Source organism: Bradyrhizobium sp. CCBAU 53421 (genome assembly GCF_015291625.1).
Taxonomy (GTDB): domain Bacteria; phylum Pseudomonadota; class Alphaproteobacteria; order Rhizobiales; family Xanthobacteraceae; genus Bradyrhizobium.
In genome coordinates this window covers 5,080,097-5,103,991 of record NZ_CP030047.1, presented here as the reverse complement: position 1 = coordinate 5,103,991, position 23,895 = coordinate 5,080,097, and the positions used below count along the sequence as shown (strand labels likewise).

Genomic DNA, 23,895 nt, shown 5'->3' with positions numbered 1-23,895 from the left:
CGGCAGCGTGTGTCGCGTTGAATCACCCTGCGCCGATCAGCGGCACGGCCTCGTCGCGTTCGTAGAGGTAGAGCAGGACGCGCAGTGCTTCGCCGCGTTCGCCCTTCAGCTTCGGATTGTCCTTCATGATCCGCAGCGCCTCGTCGCGGGCCTGGGTGATGAGCTGGCCGTGCACCTCGGAACGCGCGATGCGGTAGCCGGGCAGGCCGCTCTGGCGGATGCCGAGCACGTCGCCTTCGCCGCGCAGCTTGAGATCCTCCTCGGCGATCCTGAAGCCATCGGTGGTCTCGCGGATCACCTTCAGCCGCGCCTTCGACATTTCCCCGAGCGGCTCCTTGTAGAGCAACAGGCAGGTCGAGGCCTCCGAGCCGCGGCCGATGCGGCCGCGCAGCTGATGCAGTTGCGCGAGGCCAAAGCGTTCGGCGTTCTCGATCACCATGATGGTTGCCGCCGGCACGTCGACGCCGACTTCGACCACCGTGGTCGCGACCAGCAGCCCGATCTCGTGCGCGGCGAATTGCGCCATCACGCGATCCTTCTCGGTGCCCTTCATCTGGCCGTGCACGAGGCCGACACGATCGCCGAACCGCTGCTGCAAGCTCTCGAAACGCTCGGTCGCGTTGGTCAGATGCTCGGTACCCTCGGCCTCGGATTCATCGACCAGCGGGCAGATCCAATACACCAGCTTGCCGGCGCCGAGCGCGCGACCGACTCCGTCCATGACGTCCTCGATCCGGCTCATCGGCACCGCGCGGGTGTCGATCGGCTGGCGGCCAGCCGGTTTTTCGCGCAGCTCGGAGACGTCCATGTCGCCAAAGTATGTCAGCACCAGCGTGCGCGGGATCGGCGTCGCGCTCAGCACCAGCACGTCGACGGCCTCGCCCTTGGAGGTCAGCGCCAGCCGCTCTCGCACCCCGAAGCGGTGCTGCTCGTCGACCACGGCGAGCGCCAGTGCCTTGTAGATCACGTCGTCCTGGATCAGCGCGTGGGTGCCGACGAGGAGATCGATCTCGCCGGCCTCGAGCTGGGCCAATAGCTCGCGGCGCTCCTTGCCCTTCTCGCGGCCGGTCAGGATCGCAACGCGCATGCCGGCGCGCTCGGCGAGCGGCGCGATGGTCTTGATGTGCTGGCGCGCCAGGATTTCGGTCGGCGCCATCAGCGCGGCCTGCTTGCCGGCCTCAGTGACGGCGGCCGCGGCCAGCAGCGCCACCACGGTCTTGCCGGAACCGACATCGCCCTGCACGAGGCGCAGCATCCGCACCGGCTGGCGCAGATCCTCGGTGATCGCCGCGACCGCCTGCTGCTGCGATTTGGTCAGCGCATAGGGCAGGGCGTCGATGATTCTGTTGCGCAGATGGCCGTCGCCGGCATTGCGCACGCCAGCGGGACGACGCAGCGTGGCGCGGATCAGCGCCAGCGCGAGTTGGCCGGCGAGCAGTTCGTCGAATGCGAGCCGCGACCAGAACGGGCCGTCGGGCAGGATGTCGGTCAGCTCGACCGGAACATGGACGCGGGTCAGCGCCTCCCTGATCGGCGGGAAGTTGCAGCGGCGCAGCACCTCGGGACTGATCCACTCCGGCAGGTCCGGCAGCTTGGTCAGGGCCTGCGCAATCGCGCGGCGGAGCGAGCCGATCGCAAGGCCCTCGGTCAGCGGATAGACCGGATCGATGCCGGACAGTTTTGCAAAGCCGGCCTCATCGACGACGCGGTCCGGATGCACGATCTGCGGAATGCCGTCATACATCTGGAGCGTGCCGGAGACGTAGCGCTTCTCGCCGACCGGCAGCAGCTTCTCGACATAGCCGGGCTGGGCGCGGAAGAAGGTCAGCACGACGTCGCCGGTGTCGTCGCTGGCGTAGACGAGATAGGGCGCACGCGAATTGCGCGGCGGCGGCGCCCGATGGCGGTCGACGGTGACTTCGAGCGTGACCATGGTTCCGACCGCGGCGTCGCGGATCTTCGGCCGCGCACGGCGGTCGATCACGCTCGCCGGCAGATGCAGCAGCAGGTCGACCAGCCGCGGTGTCTCGCTGCGGTCGAGCAGATAGCGCAGCAGCTTGTCCTGCTTCGGGCCGACACCCTGAAGGGTCGTGACCTGGGCAAACAGCGGATTGAGCAGGCTGGGGCGCATCAGGAGAATCTAGGTCCGTTTCGACACGTCATGCCCGGCCTTGTGCCGGGCATCCACGTCTTTTTTTGGAGCCGGCATGTTTTTGGAGCCGGTATGGACGGCCGGTCCTGTCTGCAGGCTCGGCCGTGACGGCATGCCACTCAGGCGGCGAAAGAGGGCTGACATCGGCCCCCGCCATCGCTATATCAAGCCCGCCCGGCACGTCCGGGCTTTTGGCGTTCGATGGATTTTGGGACATGACGGGATCGACACGATCGAGCCAGGGGCTCGATGACCGCCGCAAGCGGCTTTTGTTTCGCTGCTGGCATCGCGGCACCCGGGAGATGGACCTGATCCTCGGCCGGTTCGCCGATTCGACCATCGCCGACCTGTCCGATCAGGAGCTCGGCGAGCTCGAGCATTTGATCGAGGTGCCGGACCCCGACCTCTATGCCGCGCTGACCGGCGATAAGGTGCTGGCCGCCGAGCATCAGACCGCACTGTTTGCCCGCATCAAGGCGTTCCGCGTCGCGGATCCCAGCGCATGAAGCAGCCGATGAAATCACCGGCCGCGATGCTCGCGCCCGGCCGGGTGCTGACCATCGCCAACGTCGCCGAGGGCGCCGAGGGGCTGGTCATCTCGGATCTCGCGCGCGCCATCGCCGCGCAGCCGAAGCGGCCCGCGGTCAGTCTTGCCGTGGTGTGCCGCGACGGCGCGCGGATGCAGCAGCTCGCCCGCGCGCTGGAGTTCTTTGCGCCCGATATCGCGGTCATGCAGGTTCCGGCCTGGGACTGCCAGCCCTATGACCGCGTCTCGCCGCATTCCGGCATTTTGGCGCAACGCCTGACCGCCTTGGCAAAACTGTCGCGGCTGGTCGGCTCCGACAAGCCGCTGATCGTGCTGACCACCGTGAACGCCGCCGTGCAGCGGGTGCCGGCGCGCGATCAGGTGGCGGCGCAGGCGCTGTCGGTTGCACCGGGTAACGTCGTGCCGATGGACTCGGTCGTCGCCTGGCTCGAGCACAACGGCTACACCCGCTCGTCGACCGTGCGCGAGCCCGGCGAATATGCCGTGCGCGGCGGCATCCTCGATCTGTTTCCGGCCGGCCTCGACCAGCCGGTGCGTTTCGACTTCTTCGGCGACAGCCTCGAGTCGATCCGCACCTTCGATGCCGAGACCCAGCGCACGCTGCTCGACATGCGCGGGCTCGATCTCGTGCCGGTCTCGGAATTCCAGCTGACCACCGAGACCATCCGCCGCTTCCGGATGGGCTATGTCGCAGCGTTCGGCGCGCCGGAGCGCGACGACCAGCTCTATGAGGCGGTTTCCGAGGGACGGCGCCATCCCGGCATGGAGCACTGGCTGCCGCTGTTCCAGGAGCGGATGGACACGCTGTTCGACTATCTCGACGGCGCAACGATCGCGATCGAGCCGCAGGGCGAGGACGCCGCGCGCGAACGCTTCTCGCAGATATCGGACTATTACGACGCGCGGCGCGAAGCGCTGGAGCATCCGGGCAGCGGCGCGATCTACAAGCCGCTGCCGCCGGACAAGCTCTATCTGACCGAAGCCGAATGGACAAAACTGCTCGGCGACGCACCGCTGGCGCGGCTGACGCCGTTCGCAGTGCCCGAAGGCTCCGGCGACCTGTTCGATGCCGGTGCGCGGCAGGGCCGCAATTTCGCGCCCGAGCGCGCCGACAGCAATGTCAACGTGTTCGAAGCCGTGGTCGGCCACATCGGCGCGCTTCAGTCGCGGCGCAAGAAGGTGATCGTCGCGCTATGGAGCGAGGGCTCGCGCGACCGCATGGGCGCGATGCTGCGCGACCACAAGCTGCTCAACACCACCAGCGTCAACACCTGGCGGATCGTGCAGGCGACGCCGCGCAACGAGACCATGCTGGCCGTGCTCGGCATGGAGTCCGGCTTCGAGACCGACGAATTCGCCGTTATCAGCGAGCAGGACATTCTCGGCGACCGCCTGGTGCGGCCGCGCAAGGCGAGCCGCAAGCTCGACAATTTCATCTCGGAGGTGACGAGCCTTGCGACCGGCGATCTCGTCGTGCACGTCGAGCACGGCATCGGCCGCTTCGTGGGCCTGCAGACGCTGGAAGTCTCCGGCGCGCCGCATGACTGTCTCGAGCTGCATTATGCGGCGGAGACCAAGCTGTTCCTGCCGGTCGAGAACATCGAGCTGCTGTCGCGCTATGGTTCCGACAGCGCCAATGTCGAGCTCGATCGTCTCGGCGGCGGCGGCTGGCAGGCGCGCAAGGCGAAGCTCAAGAACCGCATCCGCGAGATCGCGGGCGAATTGATCAAGATCGCCGCCGAGCGGCAGCTGCACGAGGCGCCGAAATTCCCGCTGCAGCCGCACATCTATGACGAGTTCTGCGCGCGCTTCCCCTATGAGGAGACCGAGGATCAGCTTGGCGCCATCACTTCGACCTTGAACGACCTCGAGATCGGCCGCCCGATGGACCGCCTGATCTGCGGCGACGTCGGCTTCGGCAAGACGGAGGTGGCATTGCGCGCGGCGTTCGCCGTGGCGCTGGAAGGTCGGCAGGTCGCGGTCGTGGTGCCGACCACGCTGCTGGCGCGCCAGCACTCGCGGACCTTCACCGAGCGCTTCAAGGGCTTTCCGGTCAATGTCGCGCAGGCGTCGCGGCTGGTCTCGACCAAGGATTTGAACCAGACCAAGAAGGGGCTTGCCGACGGCAGCGTCGACATCGTCGTCGGCACCCATGCGCTGCTCGGCAAGGCCATCAAGTTCAAGGACCTTGGCCTCTTGATCGTCGACGAGGAGCAGCATTTCGGCGTCAGCCACAAGGAGCGGCTGAAGCAGCTGCGCGCCCAGGTCCACGTGCTGACGCTGTCGGCAACGCCGATCCCGCGCACGCTGCAACTGGCTTTGACCGGCGTCCGCGAGCTCTCGATCATTGCCTCGCCGCCGGTCGATCGTCTCGCCGTGCGTACCTTCGTCGCGCCGCACGATCCCCTGATGATCCGTGAGGCGCTGCTGCGCGAGCGCTATCGCGGCGGGCAGGCGTTCTACGTCGTGCCGCGGATCGAGGACCTCGCCGGCGTCAAGGATTTCCTCGACAAGAATGTGCCGGAGATGAAGGTCGCGGTCGCCCACGGCCAGATGCCGCCGACCGTGATCGAGGACATCATGTCCGCGTTCTACGACGGCAAATACGACATCCTGCTGTCGACCACGATCGTCGAATCCGGTCTCGACATCCCGAATGCCAACACGCTGATCGTGCATCGCGCCGACATGTTCGGCCTCGCCCAGCTCTACCAGCTGCGCGGCCGCGTCGGCCGCTCCAAGCTGCGCGCCTATGCGCTGTTCACCTTGCCGGCGCAGCAGAAGATCACGGCGCAGGCCGAACGGCGGCTCAAGGTGCTGCAATCGCTGGAGACATTGGGCGCCGGCTTCCAGCTCGCCTCGCACGACCTCGACATCCGCGGCGCCGGCAATCTGCTCGGCGAGGAGCAGTCCGGCCACATCAAGGAAGTCGGCTTCGAGCTGTACCAGTCGATGCTGGAGGAGGCGATCGTCAACCTCAAGGCCGGCGTCGCCGAGCCCGCCGCCGACCGCTGGTCGCCGCAGATCACGATCGGCATGCCGGTGCTGATCCCCGAGGACTACGTCAATGACCTCAGCGTGCGGCTGTCGCTCTATCGCCGGCTCGCCGATCTCGACACCGACCAGGACATCGACGCCTTCGCAGCAGAAATGCGCGACCGTTTCGGCGTGCTGCCGGACGAGGTGCGCTATCTGTTCAAGGTCGCCGCGATCAAGGCCTATTGCCGCAGAGCCAATGTCGGCAAGGTCGATGCCGGCCCGAAGGGCGCCGTGATCGCTTTCCGCGACAACAGCTTTGCGCATCCGGAGCGGCTGGTGAGCTTCATCCGCCAGCACGGCCAGGCCGCCAAGGTGCGGCCCGACATGAAGGTGGTGTTCTTCCAGGAATGGGATACGCCGGAAGAGCGGCTCGCCGGCACCACCGAGATCCTGCGCCAATTGGCCAATCTCGCCGAGAGCAAGAAGGCGGCGTGAGGTTCGCTCACACTGCCGATCGGATCGACGCACGCATCGTCACGGATGTGCGGAGGTCACACAACGCTTGCTGATCTTGTGCGGTGAGTGAACCGCACGATGTTGTGTGCGGTTCCGTGCAGATAGAAGCAAGATTGTTTGGTGGTCTTCGCCTGCCACTTGGTTTCGAGAAGCGATCCCGTTGGATCAGGATTTTGACTGGCATCGGCGTTGCCGGTATGATTTGCATCTCTCAATCCCGGTCTCAGCCGATACTGCAAGCCGCAAGCAAGCACGATGCATCAACTCCATTGCCGGTTGCTTCTCGTCGCGTTTTGCCTTGCGTTGACCGTTCTGCCGATCGAGGCTGTCGCCGGCACGCGCCTCGCGCTAGTGCTCGGCAATAGCCACTATCAAGCCGTTCCTGCCCTCGATAATCCCGCCAATGACGCAGCCGATCTTGCCACGGCCTTGCGCGGCATCGGCTTTGACGTGATCGAACAGCGCGACGGGACCCGCGAGGCCATGGCCAATGCGGTACGCGATTTTTCCAAGCGCCTGAACGGTGCCGACGTCGCGTTGTTCTTCTACGCAGGCCACGGCCTCCAGATGAACGGTGAAAACTATCTGGTCCCGGTCGACGCGAAAATCGAAACGCCCGCCGATGTGCGTTTCAACACCGTGAACCTGACCGACATCCAGCAGGAGATGGAGGGGGCGGGGCGCGCCAACATCATCATCCTCGACGCCTGCCGCAACAATCCCTTTCTCGAGAAGCTCGCACGTGGCAGCCGCGCGGCACCCACGCGCGGCCTCGGCCGCGTCGATGCGACCGGGCAGGGCTCGCTGATCGTCTACTCGACGCAACCGAACAATGTCGCGCTCGACGGCGCCGGGCGGAATTCGCCGTTCACCGCCGCGCTGCTGAAACATATCGCGACGCCCGGGATCGAAGTGCGCCAGATGCTGTCCAGGGTCCGCGGCGACGTGCTCGTGGCGACTGACCGGAAGCAGACGCCTTGGGATAGTTCTTCTCTGGTCGGCGATGTCTATCTGGCGGCCTCGCCGTCCCCGGTCGCCACTGCAGCGCCGCCCGCGACGCCGCAACAGGTTGCTCCATCCCAGGTCGCGGCACAGGCGGACGCACCGGTCGATCCGCATCGCGTCACATCGCAGACGCCGACTGCCGCCGGCGGCCCGGACAGCGAATGCGAGCGCGCGGCTGCGCCTGCGCCGCCGTTCGCCAGTCCTGAACAATTGAAGATCGCGAACACGCATGATTACGCTGCCGCGATCCCGATCTGCGAAGCGGCGTTGCGTGCCAATCCCGATCAGCCACGTCTCGAATTCCTGCTCGGCCTCGCCTATGGCGGAACGAAAAACTATCTGGCGGCGCAGCGTTATTTGACCAAGGCCGCCGAAGCCGGCTACGCGCCGGCGCAAGGCAAGCTCGGGGTGTATTTCGCGACCGGGCGCGGCGTCGTCGAAGACATGCCACGGGCCTTCGAGCTCTTCAGCAAGGCGGCCGCCGCCGGGGAGCCGGGCGCGATCAGCAATCTCGGCGCGATGTATTCCAACGGCAATTTCGTGAAGAAGGACCCGGCGAGGGCGCTCGAGCTCTATCAGAAGGCGATCGAGGCGGGCGATCCCTTTGCGCTCGCGCAGACCGCCCTGATGTATTTCTACGGCAAGGGAACGCCGCGCGACTACGAGGCGGCCGCGCAATATTTTCAGCAGGCGGCCGATCTGAACGATGGATTTTCCCTGAAGTACCTTGCCGTCATGCAGGAGCGTGGATTGCTTGGCGCGCGTGATCCGGCCAAGGCGGCCGAGCTGCGGCGCCGGGCGGTTCAGGTCGACCCGGGGAGCCAGGACCCCAAGGTGCCAGCCGAGCCGAATACGGCCCGGCCGCGACGCGCGTCCGGCGTCCACCAGGTGCGGATCTATCGCTATCGATTCGTCGGCTGCATCTGGGCCTGGTGCTGAGGCGGGAGGACCCAGACCGCAATGCATGACGATGTGGATGAATCATTTCATCCCAGAAACATTTGCACTCACCGAGAGCGAGAAGTGGGGCGCGCCGGTTCCAGAATGTGAACAACAGGCGAGGAACATTGAACTTTCGCCGACCGGACCTTGACGGCTTTTGCGCGAATTGTAAGCTGATCGCGTTTTTAATTCGGACCGGCCTTTATATTTTGGATGACGTGGTAATTTGAATCTGGCTCGCGTCCCGCCAGCATTTCAACTGCTCTCCAAAACTCAGTGATCAAAAGCTCGCGCCAAGCGAATTGGCGAGGGCTTGCGGGCGTTTGATTGAGGTGTCGGCAGGCCATCGGCCAGACTTGGCCGCGGGTCGAATTGCCGGACAGACTTATTGGATTTCGAGATCAGTTTTTTCCGGGGAGGGGTCTATGGGTGTGAACGTTGCCAGCGGCACCAGCGCTTCTGTGTCCGATACGCAGACCAGCAACACAGTCCAGGACGGCGGCACGCTCTACGTGCTGAATGGCGGCTATATCAGCAACACCGTCGATTTTGGTACCGTCGTTGTTTCCTCTGGTGGCACCGATTTCGCCGACACCGTGTCCTTCGATTCGAACGGTGGCGCGCAGTTGTACGTGCTCGGCACTGTCATCAGCGCCGTGGTCAGCGGCGGCAACTTGGTCGTCGGCGGCGATCCGTACACAAACACGATTGGAGCTGCAACTGCGACCGACACGATCGACATTGGTGAAATGTCGGTCGACAGTGGCTCCACCGCAATCAACACCTCGGTCGGCCATACCTCGGTCGGTGGTCATGGCGTGTTGTACTTGTTCGGCGGAACCACCAGCAACACTACCCTCGATGGCGGGTTTCAGGAAATCTTTGGTGGCACCGCCATCAACACGACGATCGAGAACGGCGGGTACCAGTACGTCACAAACGACTACAACAACAACCCTGGCGCCTACGGCAGCGCAGTCGCATCCAACACCACGGTGACGGGAAGCGGTTCCGAACAGATCGTAGGATTTCTCGGGGCTGCCACCGCGGTCAACACCGTCATCAATGGCGGGATACAGTACGTCGGCTACGCCGCCTTTGGATCCGCGGGTATTGGTGTCACAAGCAATACCACCATCACGAGCGGTGGAATCCAGTACATTGCGCCATACGGCTACGTTGAAACCGGCACGGCCGTCAGCACGACGGTCACCGGCAGCGGCAGCATCCAATATGTCGGCAGTGGCCAATACTGCGGAAGCGCAACGGCGATCTCCACCACGCTGATCGCGGGCGGTGAACAGATCGTGTGGGGCGGTGGCGTGTACAGCCCCATCGCCAGCAATACGGTGATCAGCTCCGGCGGTACCGAAATCGTTTCGTCCGGCGGCATCGCCAGGACCACGGTGATCAGCGCCGGTGGTACAGAGGTCGTCATGGCGGGCGGGACCGCCAGCGCCACGGTGATCAGCTCCGGCGGCACCGAGGTCGTTTCGTCCGGCGGCACCGCAAGCGGCATCACTGTCGATAGCGGCGGCACCTTGATTCTCATTGCCGGCGCCAATGTCACGAACGTCACCAGCAACGGCGGCACAGTCGTTATCGAAAGCGCTCCGGTGACCGTGAGCAGCGGATCGTCCTACACGGTGTCGAGCGGCCAAACCGACACCGGTGATACCGTCCTCAATGGCGGTTCGATGTTCGTTGCCTCCGGCGGCACAGCCGTCAGCACCACGGTCAGCAGCGGCGGGCTTCTGACCATCAGCAAGGGCGGCAACGACACCGGCACGACTGTTTCTTCCGGCGGCACCGAAGCGGTCGCGGGCAGCGATACCAATGCCGTCGTGGCAAGCGGCGCGACGATGTTTGTCAGCAGTGGCGGCGCGGCCAGCGGAACGCTCGTCTCCGGGGGCACGCTCGACGTGCTGGCTGGCGGATTTGCCACCGTGGCGACGATCTCGGCGGGCGGCACTCTGAACGTGACGGGGACCACGTCCAATACGGTCGCGGTCCTGAGCGGTGGCACCGAGAACGTCTCGTCCGGTGGCGTCATCCAGGGCACCATCAGCGGCACGGCCGGTACCGGGACGTTCATCGCGGCCGGTGCGACGCTGAACGTCCTGGCCGGAGGCTCGGCCAGCATGATCAACGTGTCCGGCACGCTCAACGTGCAGGGCAAGATCACCAGCAATGTCACTGTCCAGAACGGCGGCCACGAAATCGTCTCTGCGGGTGGCTCCGTTACCGGCGTCACCGGTTCGGGCACCGCAATTTTCGGGCTGGTCGACGTTCTCTCCGGAGCTTCCTTCGAATATGCGACCGTCTTCGCTGGCGGCGACCTGAATGTCTCGTCCGGCGCGACGGTAGACCATATCTCCGTCTCGAGCGGCGGCGTCTTCAACGTCGGCGGCACGGTTCTGAGCAACGTCGGGGTCTTTGCCGGCGGCATCGAGAACGTGTTCTCCGGAGGCGTGGTCACCGGCGTGACCGGCTCCGGAACCGGGATTTCGGGTGGCACGGTCAACGTGTCGTCGGGAGGCGCGATCGACCACACGACCGTCATCAGTGGCGGCGTGTTGAACGTTCAGTCCGGGGCAACCGCCCACCATGTCGCCGTCTCCAGCGGCGGCACGTTCAATGTGGCTGGCGCAGTGACCAACAACGTCGCGGTGTTTGGCGGCGGCAAGGAGGTCGTTTCCTCCGGTGGCTCCACAGGGCCGGTGACGATCTCCGGCGGCCTGATCGAGTTGCAGGCCGGCAGTGTTGCCACCGGCGGCATCACCTTCAGCGGGTCCGGCGGACAGCTCAAGATCGACGGCACGTCGTTGGTCGGCACGACCATCAGCAGTCTGGTGCTGGGCGACAGCATCGATCTGGCGGGCCTCAATTTCGTCTCGGGCGGGTCGGCGACCTTGCTCGCCGGCAACATCCTGCATGTCACCGAAGGGGCTTCCTCCTTCGATCTGCAGCTTGATACGACGCCCGGCGTGCGCTTCAGCGTCGGCGCGGATTCCGGCACCGGCACGCTGGTCACGACGCGGGCCGACGTCGCACCGGTCACGTCCGCGTCCAATGTCACGGCAGTTCGTGGCGAGAGCTCTGCGCTCGCGTCCAGCCTCTTCACCACCTCGGATGCCGATGGCGATCCCATCACCCAATATGCGTTCTGGGACACCCAAGGTAGCGGACACTGGGTCGTCAACGGCGTCGTCCAGCCCACCAATGCCGAGATCGACGTTGCGGCGGCGAACCTGTCGCAGGTGAGCTACGTCTTCGGCTCAAGTGGCTCTCCGGCCGATACGCTTTACGTTCGCGCCAATGACGGCACGGTTTGGGGCGGCTGGACTCAATTTTCGGCAACGGGATTTGTGGACACCGCGCCAACCGTGAACGCGGTCAGTGTGACCGGGGCGCACGGCCAGACGTCGGTTGCCGCATCGAGCCTGTTCACGGTGAGCGATCCGGATCACGACACGATCACCGAGTATGCCCTCTGGGACACCGGAGGGAGTGGCCACTGGGCGTTGAACGGTGTGGCTCTGCCTGCCAACACCGAGATCGATATTCCTGCGTCGCAGTTGCCGCAGTTGAGCTACGTCTTCGGGCCTCCGGGATCAGCCCCTGACACGTTGTACATCAAGGCGAACGACGGAACGTTGTGGGGGCCTTGGAAAGCGATCATAGCAGGGCCGGGGAGCGATGCCGCTCCGGTTGTGACGGCGCAGAACGTAACAGCCAATCACGGGCAGACGTCGGCGCCTGCCTCGAGCCTGTTCTCGGTCAGCGATGCCGACAACGATACGATCACCCAGTACGCGTTCTGGGACACCGGCGGCAACGGTCACTTTGTGGTCAATGGCGTCGCCCAGGCGGCGAACACCGAGATCGATGTCTCGGCGGCGAACCTGTCGCAGGTCAGCTACGTGTTCGGCCCCGGCGGTTCTCCGGCCGACACGCTCTACGTGCGGGCCAATGACGGCATGCTGTGGGGAAGCTGGACCGCGTTCACGGCATCGCCGGGCCCCGATACGGCTCCGGTGGTGACGGCGCAGAACGTGACCGCCAATCACGGCCAGTTCTCGGCGCTCGCCTCCAGCCTGTTCTCGGTCTCCGACGCCGACAACGATGCGATCACCCAATACGCGTTCTGGGACACCGGCGGCAACGGTCACTGGGTGGTGAACGGCGTCGCCCAGGCCGCCAATGTCGAGATCGACGTTGCGGCGGCGAACCTGTCGCAGGTCAGCTACGTGTTCGGCCCGGGCGGCTCGCCGTCGGATACGCTCTACGTGCGGGCCAATGACGGGATGCTGTGGGGAGGCTGGACCGCGTTCACGGCAACGCCAGGGATCGATACGGCTCCGGTGGTGACGGCGCAGAACGTGACCGCCAATCACGGCCAGTTCTCGGCGCTCGCCTCGAGCCTGTTCTCGGTCAGCGACGCCGACAACGATGCGATCACCCAATACGCATTCTGGGACACCGGCGGCAGCGGCCACTGGGTGGTCAACGGCGTCGCCCAGGCGGCCAGCACCGAGATCGATGTTGCGGCGGCGAACCTGTCGCAGGTGAGCTACGTGTACGGGCCGGGCGGCTCGACACCGGATACGCTCTACGTGCGGGCCAATGACGGATCGAAGTGGAGCACCTGGGCCGCGTTCACGGCAACACCGGGACCCGATCAGGCTCCGGTGGTGACGGCGCAGAACGTGGCAGCGGTTCACGGCCAGTTCTCGGCGCTCGCCTCGAGTCTGTTCTCGGTCAGCGATGCCGAGAACGATGCGATCACCCAGTACGCGTTCTGGGACACCGGCGGCAACGGTCACTGGGTGGTCAATGGCGTCGCTCAGGCCGCCAATGTCGAGATCGATGTTGCGGCGGCGAACCTGTCGCAGGTCAGCTACGTGTTCGGTCCCGGCGGCTCGACGCCGGATACGCTCTACGTGCGGGCCAACGACGGATCGAAGTGGAGCACCTGGACCGCATTCACGGCAACCCCGGGTCCCGACACCGCTCCGGTGGTGACGGCGCAGAACGTGACCGCCAATCACGGCCAGTTCTCGGCGCTCGCCTCGAGCCTGTTCTCGGTCTCCGACGCCGACAATGATGCGATCACCCAGTACGCGTTCTGGGACACCGGCGGCAACGGTCACTTTGTGGTCAACGGCGTCGCCCAGGCAGCCAACGTCGAGATCGATGTCTCGGCGGCGAACCTGTCGCAGGTCAGCTACGTATACGGGCCGGGCGGCTCGACACCGGATACGCTCTACGTGCGGGCCAACGACGGATCGAAGTGGAGCACCTGGGCCGCGTTCACGGCGACCCCGGGACCCGATCAGGCTCCGGTGGTGACGGCGCAGAACGTGGCAGCGGTTCACGGCCAGTTCTCGACGCTCGCCTCGAGCCTGTTCTCGGTCTCCGATGCCGAGAACGATGCGATCACCCAGTATGCGTTCTGGGACACCGGCGGCAACGGCCACTTCGTGGTCAACGGCGTCGTCCAGGCGGCCAACGTCGAGATCGATGTCTCGGCGGCGAACCTGTCGCAGGTCAGCTACGTGTTCGGTCCCGGCGGCTCGCCGGCCGACACGCTCTACGTGCGGGCCAACGACGGATCGAAGTGGGGCGCCTGGGCCGCATTCACGGCAACGCCAGGCCCCGATACGGCTCCGGTCGTGACGGCGCAGAACGTCTCCGCAATCCACGACCATTCGGTCGCGGCCTCGAGCCTGTTCTCGGTGTCGGACGCCGACAACGATGCGATCACCCAGTATGCGTTCTGGGACACCGGCGGCAACGGCCACTTCGTGGTCAACGGCGTCGTCCAGGCCGCCAACACCGAGATCGACGTCGCGGCGGCGAACCTCTCGCAGGTCAGCTACGTGTTCGGGCCCGGCGGCTCGCCGTCGGACACGCTCTACGTGCGGGCCAACGACGGCAGCGAGTGGAGCAGCTGGAAGGCCTTCACGGCCACCGCAACCAACCAGGCGCCGACGGTCGCGGTCGCCAACGTCGTGACGGTGTCGGGGCAGAGCTTTGCTGCTGCGAACCTCGTCACGGCGACGGACGCCGACGGCGATGCCATCACGAAGTATGCGCTGTGGGATTCCAACACCAACGGGCGCTGGAACGTCGGCGGCATCAACGAGCCGGCCAATACCGAGATCGACATCACCGCGGCGCAGCTCTCCCAGGCGACCTATCAGGCCGGCTCGGGCACCGACCAGCTCTGGATCCGGGCCTATGACGGCACTGCGTGGGGCGCCTGGCAGTCGTTCAATGTCACCGGACAGAGCCCGAGCGGCGCCACCATCGTCCCGGGCGGCACCCTCGAACTGACCGGGGCCTCGAATGCCGCCGTGACGTTCCAGGGCTCGACGGGGACGCTGAAGCTCGACAATTCCGCGAGCTTTGCCGGCACCGTCGCCGGGATGACCGGCTCGGACGCGATCGATTTCGCCAACATCAGCTTCGCGAACGTTCAGACCCCGAGCTTCAGCGGCAACGCATCGGGCGGAACGCTCACGGTGACGGACGGCACCGTCACGGCGAGCATCGCGCTGCTCGGCAACTACATGGCCTCGACATTCACGACCTCGAGCGACGGCCATGGCGGTACCCTGGTCGTCGATCCGCCGGCGACCCAGATCAGCCAGCTCGCGCAGCCGCAGCATGCGTGAGGCCTGACGATGCGGCATGCGGAGCCGCCGAGATAAGGTGACTTCGCCTGCCGGCATGCCCGTGCGGCGATCGCAGCAGCTAACAAGCCTCATCGAGCCGCTTACGACGCCGCGCGTTCCGCCGTGCCGAACAGGCGCCCCAGCAGCGACATCGCGGAATCGCCCGGCAGCAGCGTTGCGACGCTGACGGCGGGCTCGGCCCTGGTGTCGCGGCGGCCGTTCTGGGTGTGGCGCATCACGCTGGCCAATCGCCGCGTGATCGCCTGCGCGTTGCGCAGGTCGGTTCCGGCGAACGCCACGACGAGCGACCGGTCATCGTGCACGGCGCCGAAATCGGCCTGGCGCATCAGCCGGCTGATGATCCGCGCGCCGTCGAATTGCGCGCGCGGCTGCGCGTTGTCGAAGGTGAATCGCGCCACCGAGAGCGCGCCGCCGCGCTCGGCGGTGTGATAGACGGCGGTCGCGAAGTCGCGCTCGAACGCGGCCTTGGTGAGCAGGCCGGTGCGGGGATCGATCAGGCCCTTGGCATCGATTGCCTTGAGCATGCGGCCGAGCCGTGCCTCGAAGGCGTGCTGGCGGATCATCGGCAGCATCATGTCGGAGACGCGCGTCGGCCCGGCCGTGACGATCTCGAGATTGGGCAGCTCGTAACGCGGCGCCAGTTCGCCGGAAGCGACGATCACGGGCAACGGACGGAAGCGAACATCCTCGGTCAGCACGGTCAGGAACGCATCCATCACACGCGGCGTGAATCCCTCCGCCAGCACGATGCCGTCGATGTCACGATTGGAGAGATGCTTTGCGGCGGCCTCGATGCTCAGCGCCCCAACCACGCCGGCGCGTTCGCCGAGCGCGACCGACAAGGCCGGGTAGGCGCCGCCGCGGCCGATCAGCAGCGCGGTGGCTTCTCCGACCGGATCGATATCGGACATTGCGATCGGCGCCGGCGGCACCAGGCGGCGCATCACGGTCGCGTGCAGGGCGCGAACGCGTAAGGAGGCGTTGAGCCGGGCGACCAGGCGATCCGGCATGCCCTTGTGCTGGAAGAACGCGATGGCGGTGTCGGGCAGGGTGGTCGCGGGATCGACCGCGATCAGCGGCAGATAGGGCGCGCGGGCGGCGGCGCGCTTGGCGAGGCCCGACAGGGTGACGAAGTCGACGCCCTCGGCGGCTGCGATGATCGCTGCCGGCTTGACCTGCTCGATCGCCCGTCCGACCTCGTTCCAGTCGGTGACCACGACCGGAAACAGCTTCGTCTCATCGAGGACCGCGGCGAACGGCGGCTTTGCCGACGCCGATACGATGAGGACCGGACCTTGTTGAGACATTCGAACGCTCGAAACCAATGCTTAAGATCAGCAAACGGCTGCGATGCTAGTCGGCATGGCTTAATGCGGCGTCAACACAATGCTAAGACTAACGCATTGATAAGATTTTACGGCGCCCCGGTACCGTTACGGTCGCGAAATGCTTCGACCATCAACGGGTTAAGCCCAAGTTCTGTGAGGGCGTCGCGGGCCCGCGCATTGTCCTGCGCCCGTCCGGCCAGCCGGTGGCCGCTCAGGCGGTCGGGCAGCGCCGTCAGCATGGCGCCCTGGCCGAGGCGGCGCGACCACTCCTGCAGCTCCCCGGCAAGGAAGCGGTAGCCGCCGACCGTCATGACCCCCGACGGCGGCGCCGTGATGTTGATGGCGCCGGTCGTGCGGTCGACCCGCGCGGCATATTCGGTGTCGACGTAATCGCGCGGCGGCGGCGCAATCAGGCCGTCGCTCGGGGGCGGCGGCGGCGCATAGGCCGCGACCGGCACCATGGGGCCGCGCAGGCCCAGCGTGCCCTTCGGGGTAAGCAGGATCTCGCCGGCGATCGACGCACCTGGCGCTTCACGCGGCGCGCTGTGCGGACCGGGCTTGATCGGCGCCGGCGATCCATCCTCGGCGCTGCGGCGGGCGCCGAACAGCCCGGCCTCGCCGAATAGATAGATGTCAGTCAGGGTCACCCGCCGCGACGTCCAGTGCGGACTGGAGGCGACCTGTTCCGGGGTCCGCCAGAGGCCGATCGCGTTGCGCAGGGTCGGCAGGCGCTCCGACAGGCCGCACTCGTCGAGCCGCAGCGCGAACTGCGCCGGCGCGATCAGCGTGTCGCAGGCATGGTCGTTGAACTGGGTTTCGAACGCTTCCTCGTCGAACGGATGATGCATGACGAGCGTTCCGCCAGACAGCAGCCAAGTCACCAGCGACGAGCAGATGCCGGCGAACGACATCGGCGCGAATGCTGACATGATGGTCGCGCCCTGAGCCAGGTCGCTCTCCAGCGACATCGCGAGCCCGCCGGCGATCAGGCCGAAATGTGCGCGCGGCACCGGACGGAAACCCTCGCTGGTGACGTCGAAGGAGATCAGCGCCGGCTTGCGGCCATCCTGGATCATCGGGCGCGAGGTCCGGGAGTCCTGCATAATCGCGTCATCGAGCGACGCCATGCCTTCGGGCAGATCGGCCCCGAACCCGCAGACATGGCGGATCGAGAAGGCTTCCGCCGCGGCGTTCATGGCGAAGTCGGCGTAGGAGACACCGTCGATCTTGCCGCAGGTGACGATCGCCCGCGCCGCAGTGCGGTTGAGGACAGATGTCAGCTCGGCCTGCCGCCACAGCAGCGGCAACGGCGCCACGACCAGGCCGACCCGATGGGCGGCGAGCACCGTCAGGGCGAACTCGACCGTCGAGGGCAATTGAACCGCGATCACCGTATTGGTCGGCAACCCGCTCTCGACGAAATGGGCGGCGATCGCCGAGATCGCGCGGTCGGCCTGGGCATAGGTCAGGCGCTTGCGGGTCTGGCCGGTGACGCGTTGCTTGTTGGCCGGGTCGACCAGCGCCAGCGCCTCGGGCTGCCGAGCCAAGGTGCGCTTGAACAGGGTATCGAGCGTGGGCGAGGTGATCGACTGGTTCACAGGTTCAACGTCGGTTCACTTGGCACGTCACTTGGATTGCGCGCCGGGCTTCTGCCACCAGGTCTCCGGCAGGTAGCCCGTCAACGCCGTGGCCGAAGGCCGTTCTATCCGATTCCAGCGCGCGATCCATTGCTCTCCCAAGTTAAATAGGGGGATAGCGTAGAAGCCGGACATCAGCGCGCGGTCCAGCGCGCGCACCGCCGAGACGAAGTCCGTCCGCTCCCGCGCGGCGAGCAACGCGCCGATCGTGGCGTCGATGGCCGGATCCTTGGCGCCCATGTAGTTGCGGGTGCCCGGCACGTCGGCGGCCTGGCTGCCCCAGTAGAACCACTGCTCGTTGCCCGGCGACAGCGATTGGTCCCAGCGAATTGGAATCATGTCGAAGTCATAGGCGACCCGGCGCTGCTCGAACTGTACCGCATCGACCACCCGGACCACAGCGTCGATGCCGGCCCGCTTCAGGTCGCGCTGGTAGGCGAGGGCGATCCGCTCATGTTCGCGGGTCGTCACCAGGATCTCGATCCGCAGCGGCGTGCCGGTCGTGCGCTGCTTCAACTCCGTGCCGTCGAGCGCGTAGCCCGCCTCCGACAGCAGCGCGAACGCGCCGCGAAGGATGGTGCGGTCGCGGCCTGAGCCGTCGGTGACGGGAAGGCGATAGCGGCCATCGAGAATGTCGGGCGCAATATGCGACAGATACGGCTTGAGCAGATCGCGCTCGCGCTCATCGGCCGCGCGCCCATAGGCGGACAATTCCGAGCCCGCGAAATAGCCGCCGGCGCGTGCGTAGAGTCCGAAATAGTAATTGCGGTTGATCCATTCGAAGTCGAACAGCAGCAGCAGCGCCTGGCGCACCCTGGCGTCAGCGAATTTCGGCCGCCGGGTGTTGAACACCAGGAATTCGGACGGATCGGGCGTGCCGATCTTGATGGTTTCGCGAAGCACGTCGCCGCTCTTCGCGGCGGGGAAGTCGTAGCCGTCATGCCAGCGGAGCGGTTCTGGCTCGGTCCTGAAGTCATAAAGGCCGCGCTTGAACGCCTCGAACTGGCCGTTAGCGTCGCGATAGTAATCGAGCCTGATCTCGTCGAAATTCCAGAAGCCGCGGTTTACCGGCAGGTCGCGCCCCCAGTAATCCGGATTGCGGGTGAAGGTCACGCTGGTGCCGGGCTTGACCGCCGTCACGCGGTACGGGCCGGAGCCGATCGGCGGCGCCAATGTGGTCTCCTCGAACTTGGCGACGTCGGTGGCATGGCGCGGCAGGATCGGCATCAGCCCGAGGATCAGCGGCAATTCACGGTCGGCAACGCCGCCAAAATCGAATCGCACCGTGAGCGGGTCGAGCACCTCGGCCTTTGCGACTTTCGAATAATACTGGTGATGCAGCGGACGGCCGTGATCGCGGAGCAGTTCGAGCGAGAACACCACGTCGTCGGCCGTGACCTCGTGCCCGTCGGAGAAACGCGCGCGGGGATCGATATGAAATGTCACATAGCTTCTGGCGTCGTCGGTCTCGACGCTGCGGGCCAGCAGGCCGTAGAGCGTGAACGGCTCGTCATTGTTCCGCACCATGAGGCTTTCGTAGACATAGCCGCGCTCATAGGCGTAGCCCCGCAGCTGCTGTACGGCGAGACCTCTGACGATCAGCGGATTGAGGCTGTCGAAGGTGCCCTCCCGCGGGCTCAGGACCAGACGGCCGCCCTTGGGAGCGTCAGGGTTGGCGTAGGCAAGGTGGGTAAAGTCGGCGGGCAGCGCCGGCGCGCCGTGCATCGCGATGGCGTGGCTCTCGGCGGCGGCTACAGGGGCAAGCGCGCTCGTCAGGAATCCCAGGATAGATGCCAGGACGAGCCAGATGGCGGGCAATGCGGCGCGCCGAACGTGCCCGGGAACACGTGCGTACGGCGCCGGATTTGATTCGCGAAACGTCACGTCGGGAGGTTTATCACAGGGCGCCGAAACTCGCCGTCACATGGGCGCAAATGCGCTTGTCGGCATTGATCTTTCCGCGCGCCGCTGTATTGAAGGCGTGCAATTCGAAGGCGGGAACGCCTGTCACGTATCCGCCTCAATTGACTAGGAGACAGCCGCCCAAACGGCTATGTGTCGGCGCCTGCAGCGGTTTCGGGCGCTGCCGTTCAGAAAGGGTTTTCCGCAATGAATTTCCGTATCTTGGCCGCCCCGGTCCGGCCGCATGGGCGAATTGTTGCCCTGATGGCGGCGACGGCATTCTCTGCAGCGCTCCTGGTTCCTGCCGCTCGGGCCCAGCAGCCGGCAGCGCCGGCGCCTGCGGCACCGAAGGCTGCGCCCAAGGCGGCACCGAAGGCAGCTCCGAAGGCGCCGGCTCCGGCAGCCCAGGCGCCAGCCGCTCAAGCACCGGCCGCAGGTCAGGCGCCCGCCGCGGCCGCCCAGCAGCCGCCCCAGGATCAGCAGATCCAGCTCATCTACGCCCCCTGGACCAAGTTCTGCCTGAAGGGCCAGGAAGCCAACGCCAAGCAGGTTTGCTTCACCGGCAAGGACGGCCGCATCGAGTCCGGCCAGCCGGTGATCGCCGCCGTGATTATCGAGCCGGAAGGCGAGCCGAAGAAGATCCTGCGCGTCACGCTGCCGCTCGGCATGCAGCTCGTCCACGGCACCCGCATCATCGTCGACAACAACCCGCCGCAGCAGGCGCCCTATGTGATCTGCTTCCAGAACGGCTGCATGTCCGACTATGAAGCAACCCCCGAGCTGATCGCCAACATGAAGAAGGGCCAGAACCTCGTGGTCCAGGCGATCAACTCGAACGGCGCGCCGCTGACCTTGCCGCTGCCGCTCAACACCGAATTCGCCAAGGCCTATGACGGCCCGCCGACCGATCCGAAGGTGTTCGAGGAAAACTCGAAAAAGCTGCAGGAAGAGTTGCAGAAGCGCGCCGAAGAGCAGCGCAAGAAGCTGGAAGGCGCCGGCGGTGGTGCAGCTCCCGCGGCTCCGGCCAACCCGGCAGCCAAGTAAACCTTCAAGTAGGCTTTCAAGCAAACTTTCGATCAAGCGTTCGCGAGAACGCGAGATCATCGCAAATCAAAAGGCGCCCGCAAGGGCGCCTTTTTTGTCATGCGAAACCGACTGGCTGATGGCAGCCTGCCGCGCTGGTGATCGCGCGCATCGTATGCGATGGTTGCTCAAGGCAAATCGATCGGGCCACGCCGCATCGTGATTGCCTTGTCCGGACAAGTCCGGCGTCGAAGCACAATCATAAATCCGTCACGGGAGGCCAGACGAAAGCGCGGAACGCGCCTTCGATGCGCAAATGCGCGCGCGGTTCTGCGCGAACCCTGGCCGCTTGTGCGGAAGTCTGATGGCGCGATGCGACCGGACCTTGCCTCGGTCGCTAGCCCGTCGTTCGCTATCATGGAAGTCTCCCCGATGTCCCAGCGAGTCAACACGCAGCGGCGGGAACCGCTCTCCCGACCTTCGGAGCAGCCGACCGTCCGTCCGTCAGTCGATGCTGGTGGGCGCCTCAACCAGGACAATGTGCCCGGCAGCTTCCATCCGGGCATCGTGCATCTTGCGCTGGCAATGGGCGGGTTCGCGATCGGCATCGCCGAATTCGCCACCATGAGCCTGCTGCCGTTCTTCGCCCACGACCTCAACGTCAGCGAGCCCCAGGCCGGCCATGCGATCAGCGCCTACGCGCTCGGCGTCGTGGTGGGCGCACCGGTGATCGCCGTGCTGTCGGCACGGATGAGCCGCCGCACGCTGCTGATCGCGCTGATGGGCTTCTTCGCGCTGATGAACGGCCTCTCCGGGCTCGCGCCGGATTATCACACCATGCTGGTGCTGCGCTTTCTCGCCGGACTGCCGCACGGCGCCTATTTCGGCATCGCCATGCTGGTCGCGGCCTCGCTGGTCCCGACCGACAAGCGCACGGCGGCGGTCGGCCGCGTGCTGCTCGGCCTCACCATCGCGACGACGATCGGCGTGCCGCTCGCCAACGGCGTGGGGCAGGCGATCGGCTGGCGCTGGGTCTTCGCGATCGTTGCCGGCCTCGCGCTCTTGACCGCCATCCTGGTGCTGATCTTCGCGCCGCGCGACGTCGCCAACAGCAACGCCAGCCCGCTGCGCGAACTGTCGGCGCTCGGTCGCAAGCATGTCTGGCTGACGCTGGCGATCGGCGCCATCGGCTTCGGCGGGCTGTTCTCGGTCTACACCTATCTCGCCTCGACCATGCTGGCGGTGACGCACACATCGCCCGCTTTGGTGCCGGTCACGCTGTGCGTGTTCGGAGCCGGCCTCACCGCCGGTAACATCATCGTGCCGCGCTTTGCCGACCGCGCGCTGATGGCGACAGCGGGCGGCCTCTTGCTGTGGTCGGCGGCGACGCTGGCGCTGTATCCACTGGCGGCGATGAATTTTTGGACGCTGAGCGCCGACGTGTTCCTGATCGGGCTCGGCGGTGCGCTTGCCACCGTGTTGCAGACCCGGCTGATGGATGTCGCGGGCGAGGCGCAGAGCCTCGCCGCCGCGCTCAACCATTCCGCCTTCAACGTCGCCAACGCGCTGGGGCCGTGGCTCGGCGGAATGGCCGTCGCAGCCGGCTATGGCTGGACGTCGACCGGCCTGGTCGGCGCGGGACTGGCGCTGGCGGGCTTTGTGGTCTGGGCGATCGCGGTGGCGCTGGCCAGGCGCGAGGGCGTGTGAGCGTGGCAGCGCCGAGGGGCGCCGCGCGTCAGTTCAGCGACGGATTGCGCGGACGGTAGCCGCCCGACTTGTCCTTCACGAAGATCTCCGCCACTTGCGAATGCCGGATCGGTTCGCCGGAGTCATCGGGCAGCAGGTTCTGCTCGGACACATAGGCGACGTACTCGGTCTCCGAGTTCTCCGCGAGCAGGTGATAGAAGGGCTGGTCCTTGTGGGGCCGCATGTCCTCGGGGATCGACAGCCACCATTCCTCGGTGTTGTTGAACTCGGGGTCGATATCAAAAATCACGCCCCGGAAGGAGAACACCCGGTGACGGACGATCTGCCCGATCTGGAATTTGGCGGTGCGCGCTTTGATCATGGTTCGTCGATAGACCAACATTGTGGCCGATGCTAGGGGCATGACGGTGAATTAACCCCCGGTTTACCGATTCTAGCCGGACCAAAACGACCCGAAATCCGGCCGAGAAACTACTTTCAGAATGATCGATATCCTCAATCTGGCGTTGCCGTATTTCGGCTTGATCTTCATCGGTTACGCGTGCGGAAAAGCCAAAGGTTTGCCCGAGAATGGGCTCGCCTGGATGAATTTCTTCCTGCTTTACGTTTCGTTGCCGGCGCTGCTGTTCGGGATCATGTCCAAGACGCCGTTCGCCGAGCTGAACAACCCGCCATTCCTGATCGCCACAACGCTCGGAACCGTGATCGCGTTCTTCCTGGCGATGGTTGCGGGCAAGCTGATCGGCGGGCTGTCGTTGCGCCAGGCGACGCTCGCAGGCCTGTCAGGCGCCTATGGCAATATCGGCTATATGGGCCCTGGGTTGGCGCTCGCCGTGCTCGGCACCAAAGCGGCGGCGCCGACCGCGCTGATCTTCTGCTGCGACAGCATCTTCCTGTTCTCGATCGTGCCGCTCTTGATCGAGCTCACCGACCGCGACCATCCCTCGCTGCTGCACGCGTTCGGCGTGGTGCTGAAGCAGATCGTGCAGAACCCGCTGATCATGTCGGCGGTGTTCGGCGCGCTGGTCGCCGCGTTTCACATCCCGATCCCGGTCGCGCTCGACCGCACCATCCAGTTCCTGCAGAACGCCGCCGCACCGACGGCGCTGTTCGTGCTCGGCATCACCGTGGCGCTGCGGCCGTTCGAGCGGGTGCCGTGGGAGGTGCCGGGCGTGGTGGCGATCAAGCTCCTGATCCATCCGCTGCTGGCGTTCGGGCTGATGCTGCTGTTCGGTCCGTTCGCGCAGCCCTGGGCTGCGACCGCGGTGCTGATGGCCTCGCTGCCGCCGGCGCTCAACGTGTTCGTGATTGCACGGCAGAACGACACCTGGATCGAGCCGGCGTCGGTTGCGGTGCTGATCGGCACCTTCGCCTCGGTGGTCACGCTGACCAGCGTGATGTGGTTCATCCAGAGCGGCCGGCTGGTGTTTCCTTAAGGCGCGGTGAACTTGGATTG

The 23,895-nt window shown here is 65.8% G+C and carries 12 protein-coding genes; 7 read left to right on the top strand and 5 right to left on the bottom strand.

Annotated elements, in window-relative coordinates; all coding sequences use genetic code 11:
• Nucleotides 1-22: 22 nt before the first annotated feature.
• Complete coding sequence (gene recG / locus XH92_RS24310) at nucleotides 23-2,131, bottom strand: ATP-dependent DNA helicase RecG (RefSeq protein WP_194454354.1); 2,109 nt, start codon at nucleotides 2,129-2,131, stop codon at nucleotides 23-25.
• A gap of 236 nt (nucleotides 2,132-2,367) precedes the next feature.
• Between recG and XH92_RS24305 the strand changes: the two genes are divergently transcribed.
• From XH92_RS24305 to XH92_RS24290, 4 genes are all read left to right on the top strand, one after another.
• Nucleotides 2,368-2,658 carry a succinate dehydrogenase assembly factor 2 gene (locus XH92_RS24305; protein WP_194454353.1) on the top strand — a complete coding sequence of 97 codons (291 nt, stop codon included), beginning with the start codon at nucleotides 2,368-2,370 and terminating at the stop codon, nucleotides 2,656-2,658.
• A complete protein-coding gene (mfd, locus tag XH92_RS24300; RefSeq protein WP_194454352.1) occupies nucleotides 2,655-6,173 on the top strand; it encodes a transcription-repair coupling factor in 3,519 nt (1,172 codons plus the stop codon). Before XH92_RS24305 ends, mfd begins: the two co-directional genes overlap by 4 nt.
• Nucleotides 6,174-6,497: 324 nt before the next feature.
• Nucleotides 6,498-8,138, top strand: coding sequence for a caspase family protein (locus tag XH92_RS24295; RefSeq protein ID WP_194454351.1), 1,641 nt, complete (start codon nucleotides 6,498-6,500; stop codon nucleotides 8,136-8,138).
• A gap of 428 nt (nucleotides 8,139-8,566) precedes the next feature.
• A complete protein-coding gene (locus XH92_RS24290) occupies nucleotides 8,567-14,821 on the top strand; it encodes an AIDA repeat-containing protein (RefSeq protein ID WP_194454350.1) in 6,255 nt (2,084 codons plus the stop codon).
• A gap of 101 nt (nucleotides 14,822-14,922) precedes the next feature.
• On the opposite strand, the gene XH92_RS24285 is transcribed toward XH92_RS24290, so the two are convergent.
• The 3 genes from XH92_RS24285 to XH92_RS24275 form a co-directional block, all read right to left on the bottom strand.
• Nucleotides 14,923-16,149, bottom strand: coding sequence for a GGDEF domain-containing protein (locus XH92_RS24285; RefSeq protein WP_194454349.1), 1,227 nt, complete (start codon nucleotides 16,147-16,149; stop codon nucleotides 14,923-14,925).
• A 107-nt stretch (nucleotides 16,150-16,256) separates the two neighbouring features.
• Nucleotides 16,257-17,768, bottom strand: a complete 1,512-nt coding sequence (locus XH92_RS24280; protein WP_194454348.1) for an AMP-binding protein — start codon at nucleotides 17,766-17,768, stop codon at nucleotides 16,257-16,259.
• A gap of 27 nt (nucleotides 17,769-17,795) precedes the next feature.
• Complete coding sequence (locus tag XH92_RS24275) at nucleotides 17,796-19,532, bottom strand: extracellular solute-binding protein (protein WP_194461403.1); 1,737 nt, start codon at nucleotides 19,530-19,532, stop codon at nucleotides 17,796-17,798.
• A gap of 384 nt (nucleotides 19,533-19,916) precedes the next feature.
• On the opposite strand from XH92_RS24275, the gene XH92_RS24270 reads away from it, so the two are divergent.
• Nucleotides 19,917-20,753, top strand: coding sequence for an invasion associated locus B family protein (locus XH92_RS24270; protein WP_194454347.1), 837 nt, complete (start codon nucleotides 19,917-19,919; stop codon nucleotides 20,751-20,753).
• A gap of 411 nt (nucleotides 20,754-21,164) precedes the next feature.
• Complete coding sequence (locus XH92_RS24265) at nucleotides 21,165-22,439, top strand: MFS transporter (RefSeq protein ID WP_210345472.1); 1,275 nt, start codon at nucleotides 21,165-21,167, stop codon at nucleotides 22,437-22,439.
• Between the two features lie 28 nt (nucleotides 22,440-22,467).
• Here the strand turns inward: XH92_RS24265 and hspQ are convergent, their stop codons facing one another.
• The gene (hspQ, locus tag XH92_RS24260; RefSeq protein ID WP_024584048.1) at nucleotides 22,468-22,800 is read right to left on the bottom strand and encodes a heat shock protein HspQ; all 333 of its coding nucleotides are present in this window, start codon (nucleotides 22,798-22,800) and stop codon (nucleotides 22,468-22,470) included.
• A 121-nt stretch (nucleotides 22,801-22,921) separates the two neighbouring features.
• Here hspQ and XH92_RS24255 point away from each other — a divergent pair, with 121 nt between their 5' ends.
• Complete coding sequence (locus XH92_RS24255) at nucleotides 22,922-23,875, top strand: AEC family transporter (protein ID WP_194454346.1); 954 nt, start codon at nucleotides 22,922-22,924, stop codon at nucleotides 23,873-23,875.
• Nucleotides 23,876-23,895 lie beyond the last annotated feature (20 nt).

Coding starts and splice junctions, on each gene's coding strand:
- XH92_RS24285 (WP_194454349.1), bottom strand. CDS start 16,149: ATGTCTCAACAAGGTCCGGTCCTCATCGTATCGGCGTCGGCAAAGCCG.
- hspQ (WP_024584048.1), bottom strand. CDS start 22,800: ATGATCAAAGCGCGCACCGCCAAATTCCAGATCGGGCAGATCGTCCGT.
- XH92_RS24270 (WP_194454347.1), top strand. CDS start 19,917: ATGAATTTCCGTATCTTGGCCGCCCCGGTCCGGCCGCATGGGCGAATT.
- XH92_RS24305 (WP_194454353.1), top strand. CDS start 2,368: ATGACGGGATCGACACGATCGAGCCAGGGGCTCGATGACCGCCGCAAG.
- XH92_RS24265 (WP_210345472.1), top strand. CDS start 21,165: ATGTCCCAGCGAGTCAACACGCAGCGGCGGGAACCGCTCTCCCGACCT.
- XH92_RS24290 (WP_194454350.1), top strand. CDS start 8,567: ATGGGTGTGAACGTTGCCAGCGGCACCAGCGCTTCTGTGTCCGATACG.
- recG (WP_194454354.1), bottom strand. CDS start 2,131: ATGCGCCCCAGCCTGCTCAATCCGCTGTTTGCCCAGGTCACGACCCTT.
- XH92_RS24275 (WP_194461403.1), bottom strand. CDS start 19,532: ATGCACGGCGCGCCGGCGCTGCCCGCCGACTTTACCCACCTTGCCTAC.
- mfd (WP_194454352.1), top strand. CDS start 2,655: ATGAAGCAGCCGATGAAATCACCGGCCGCGATGCTCGCGCCCGGCCGG.
- XH92_RS24255 (WP_194454346.1), top strand. CDS start 22,922: ATGATCGATATCCTCAATCTGGCGTTGCCGTATTTCGGCTTGATCTTC.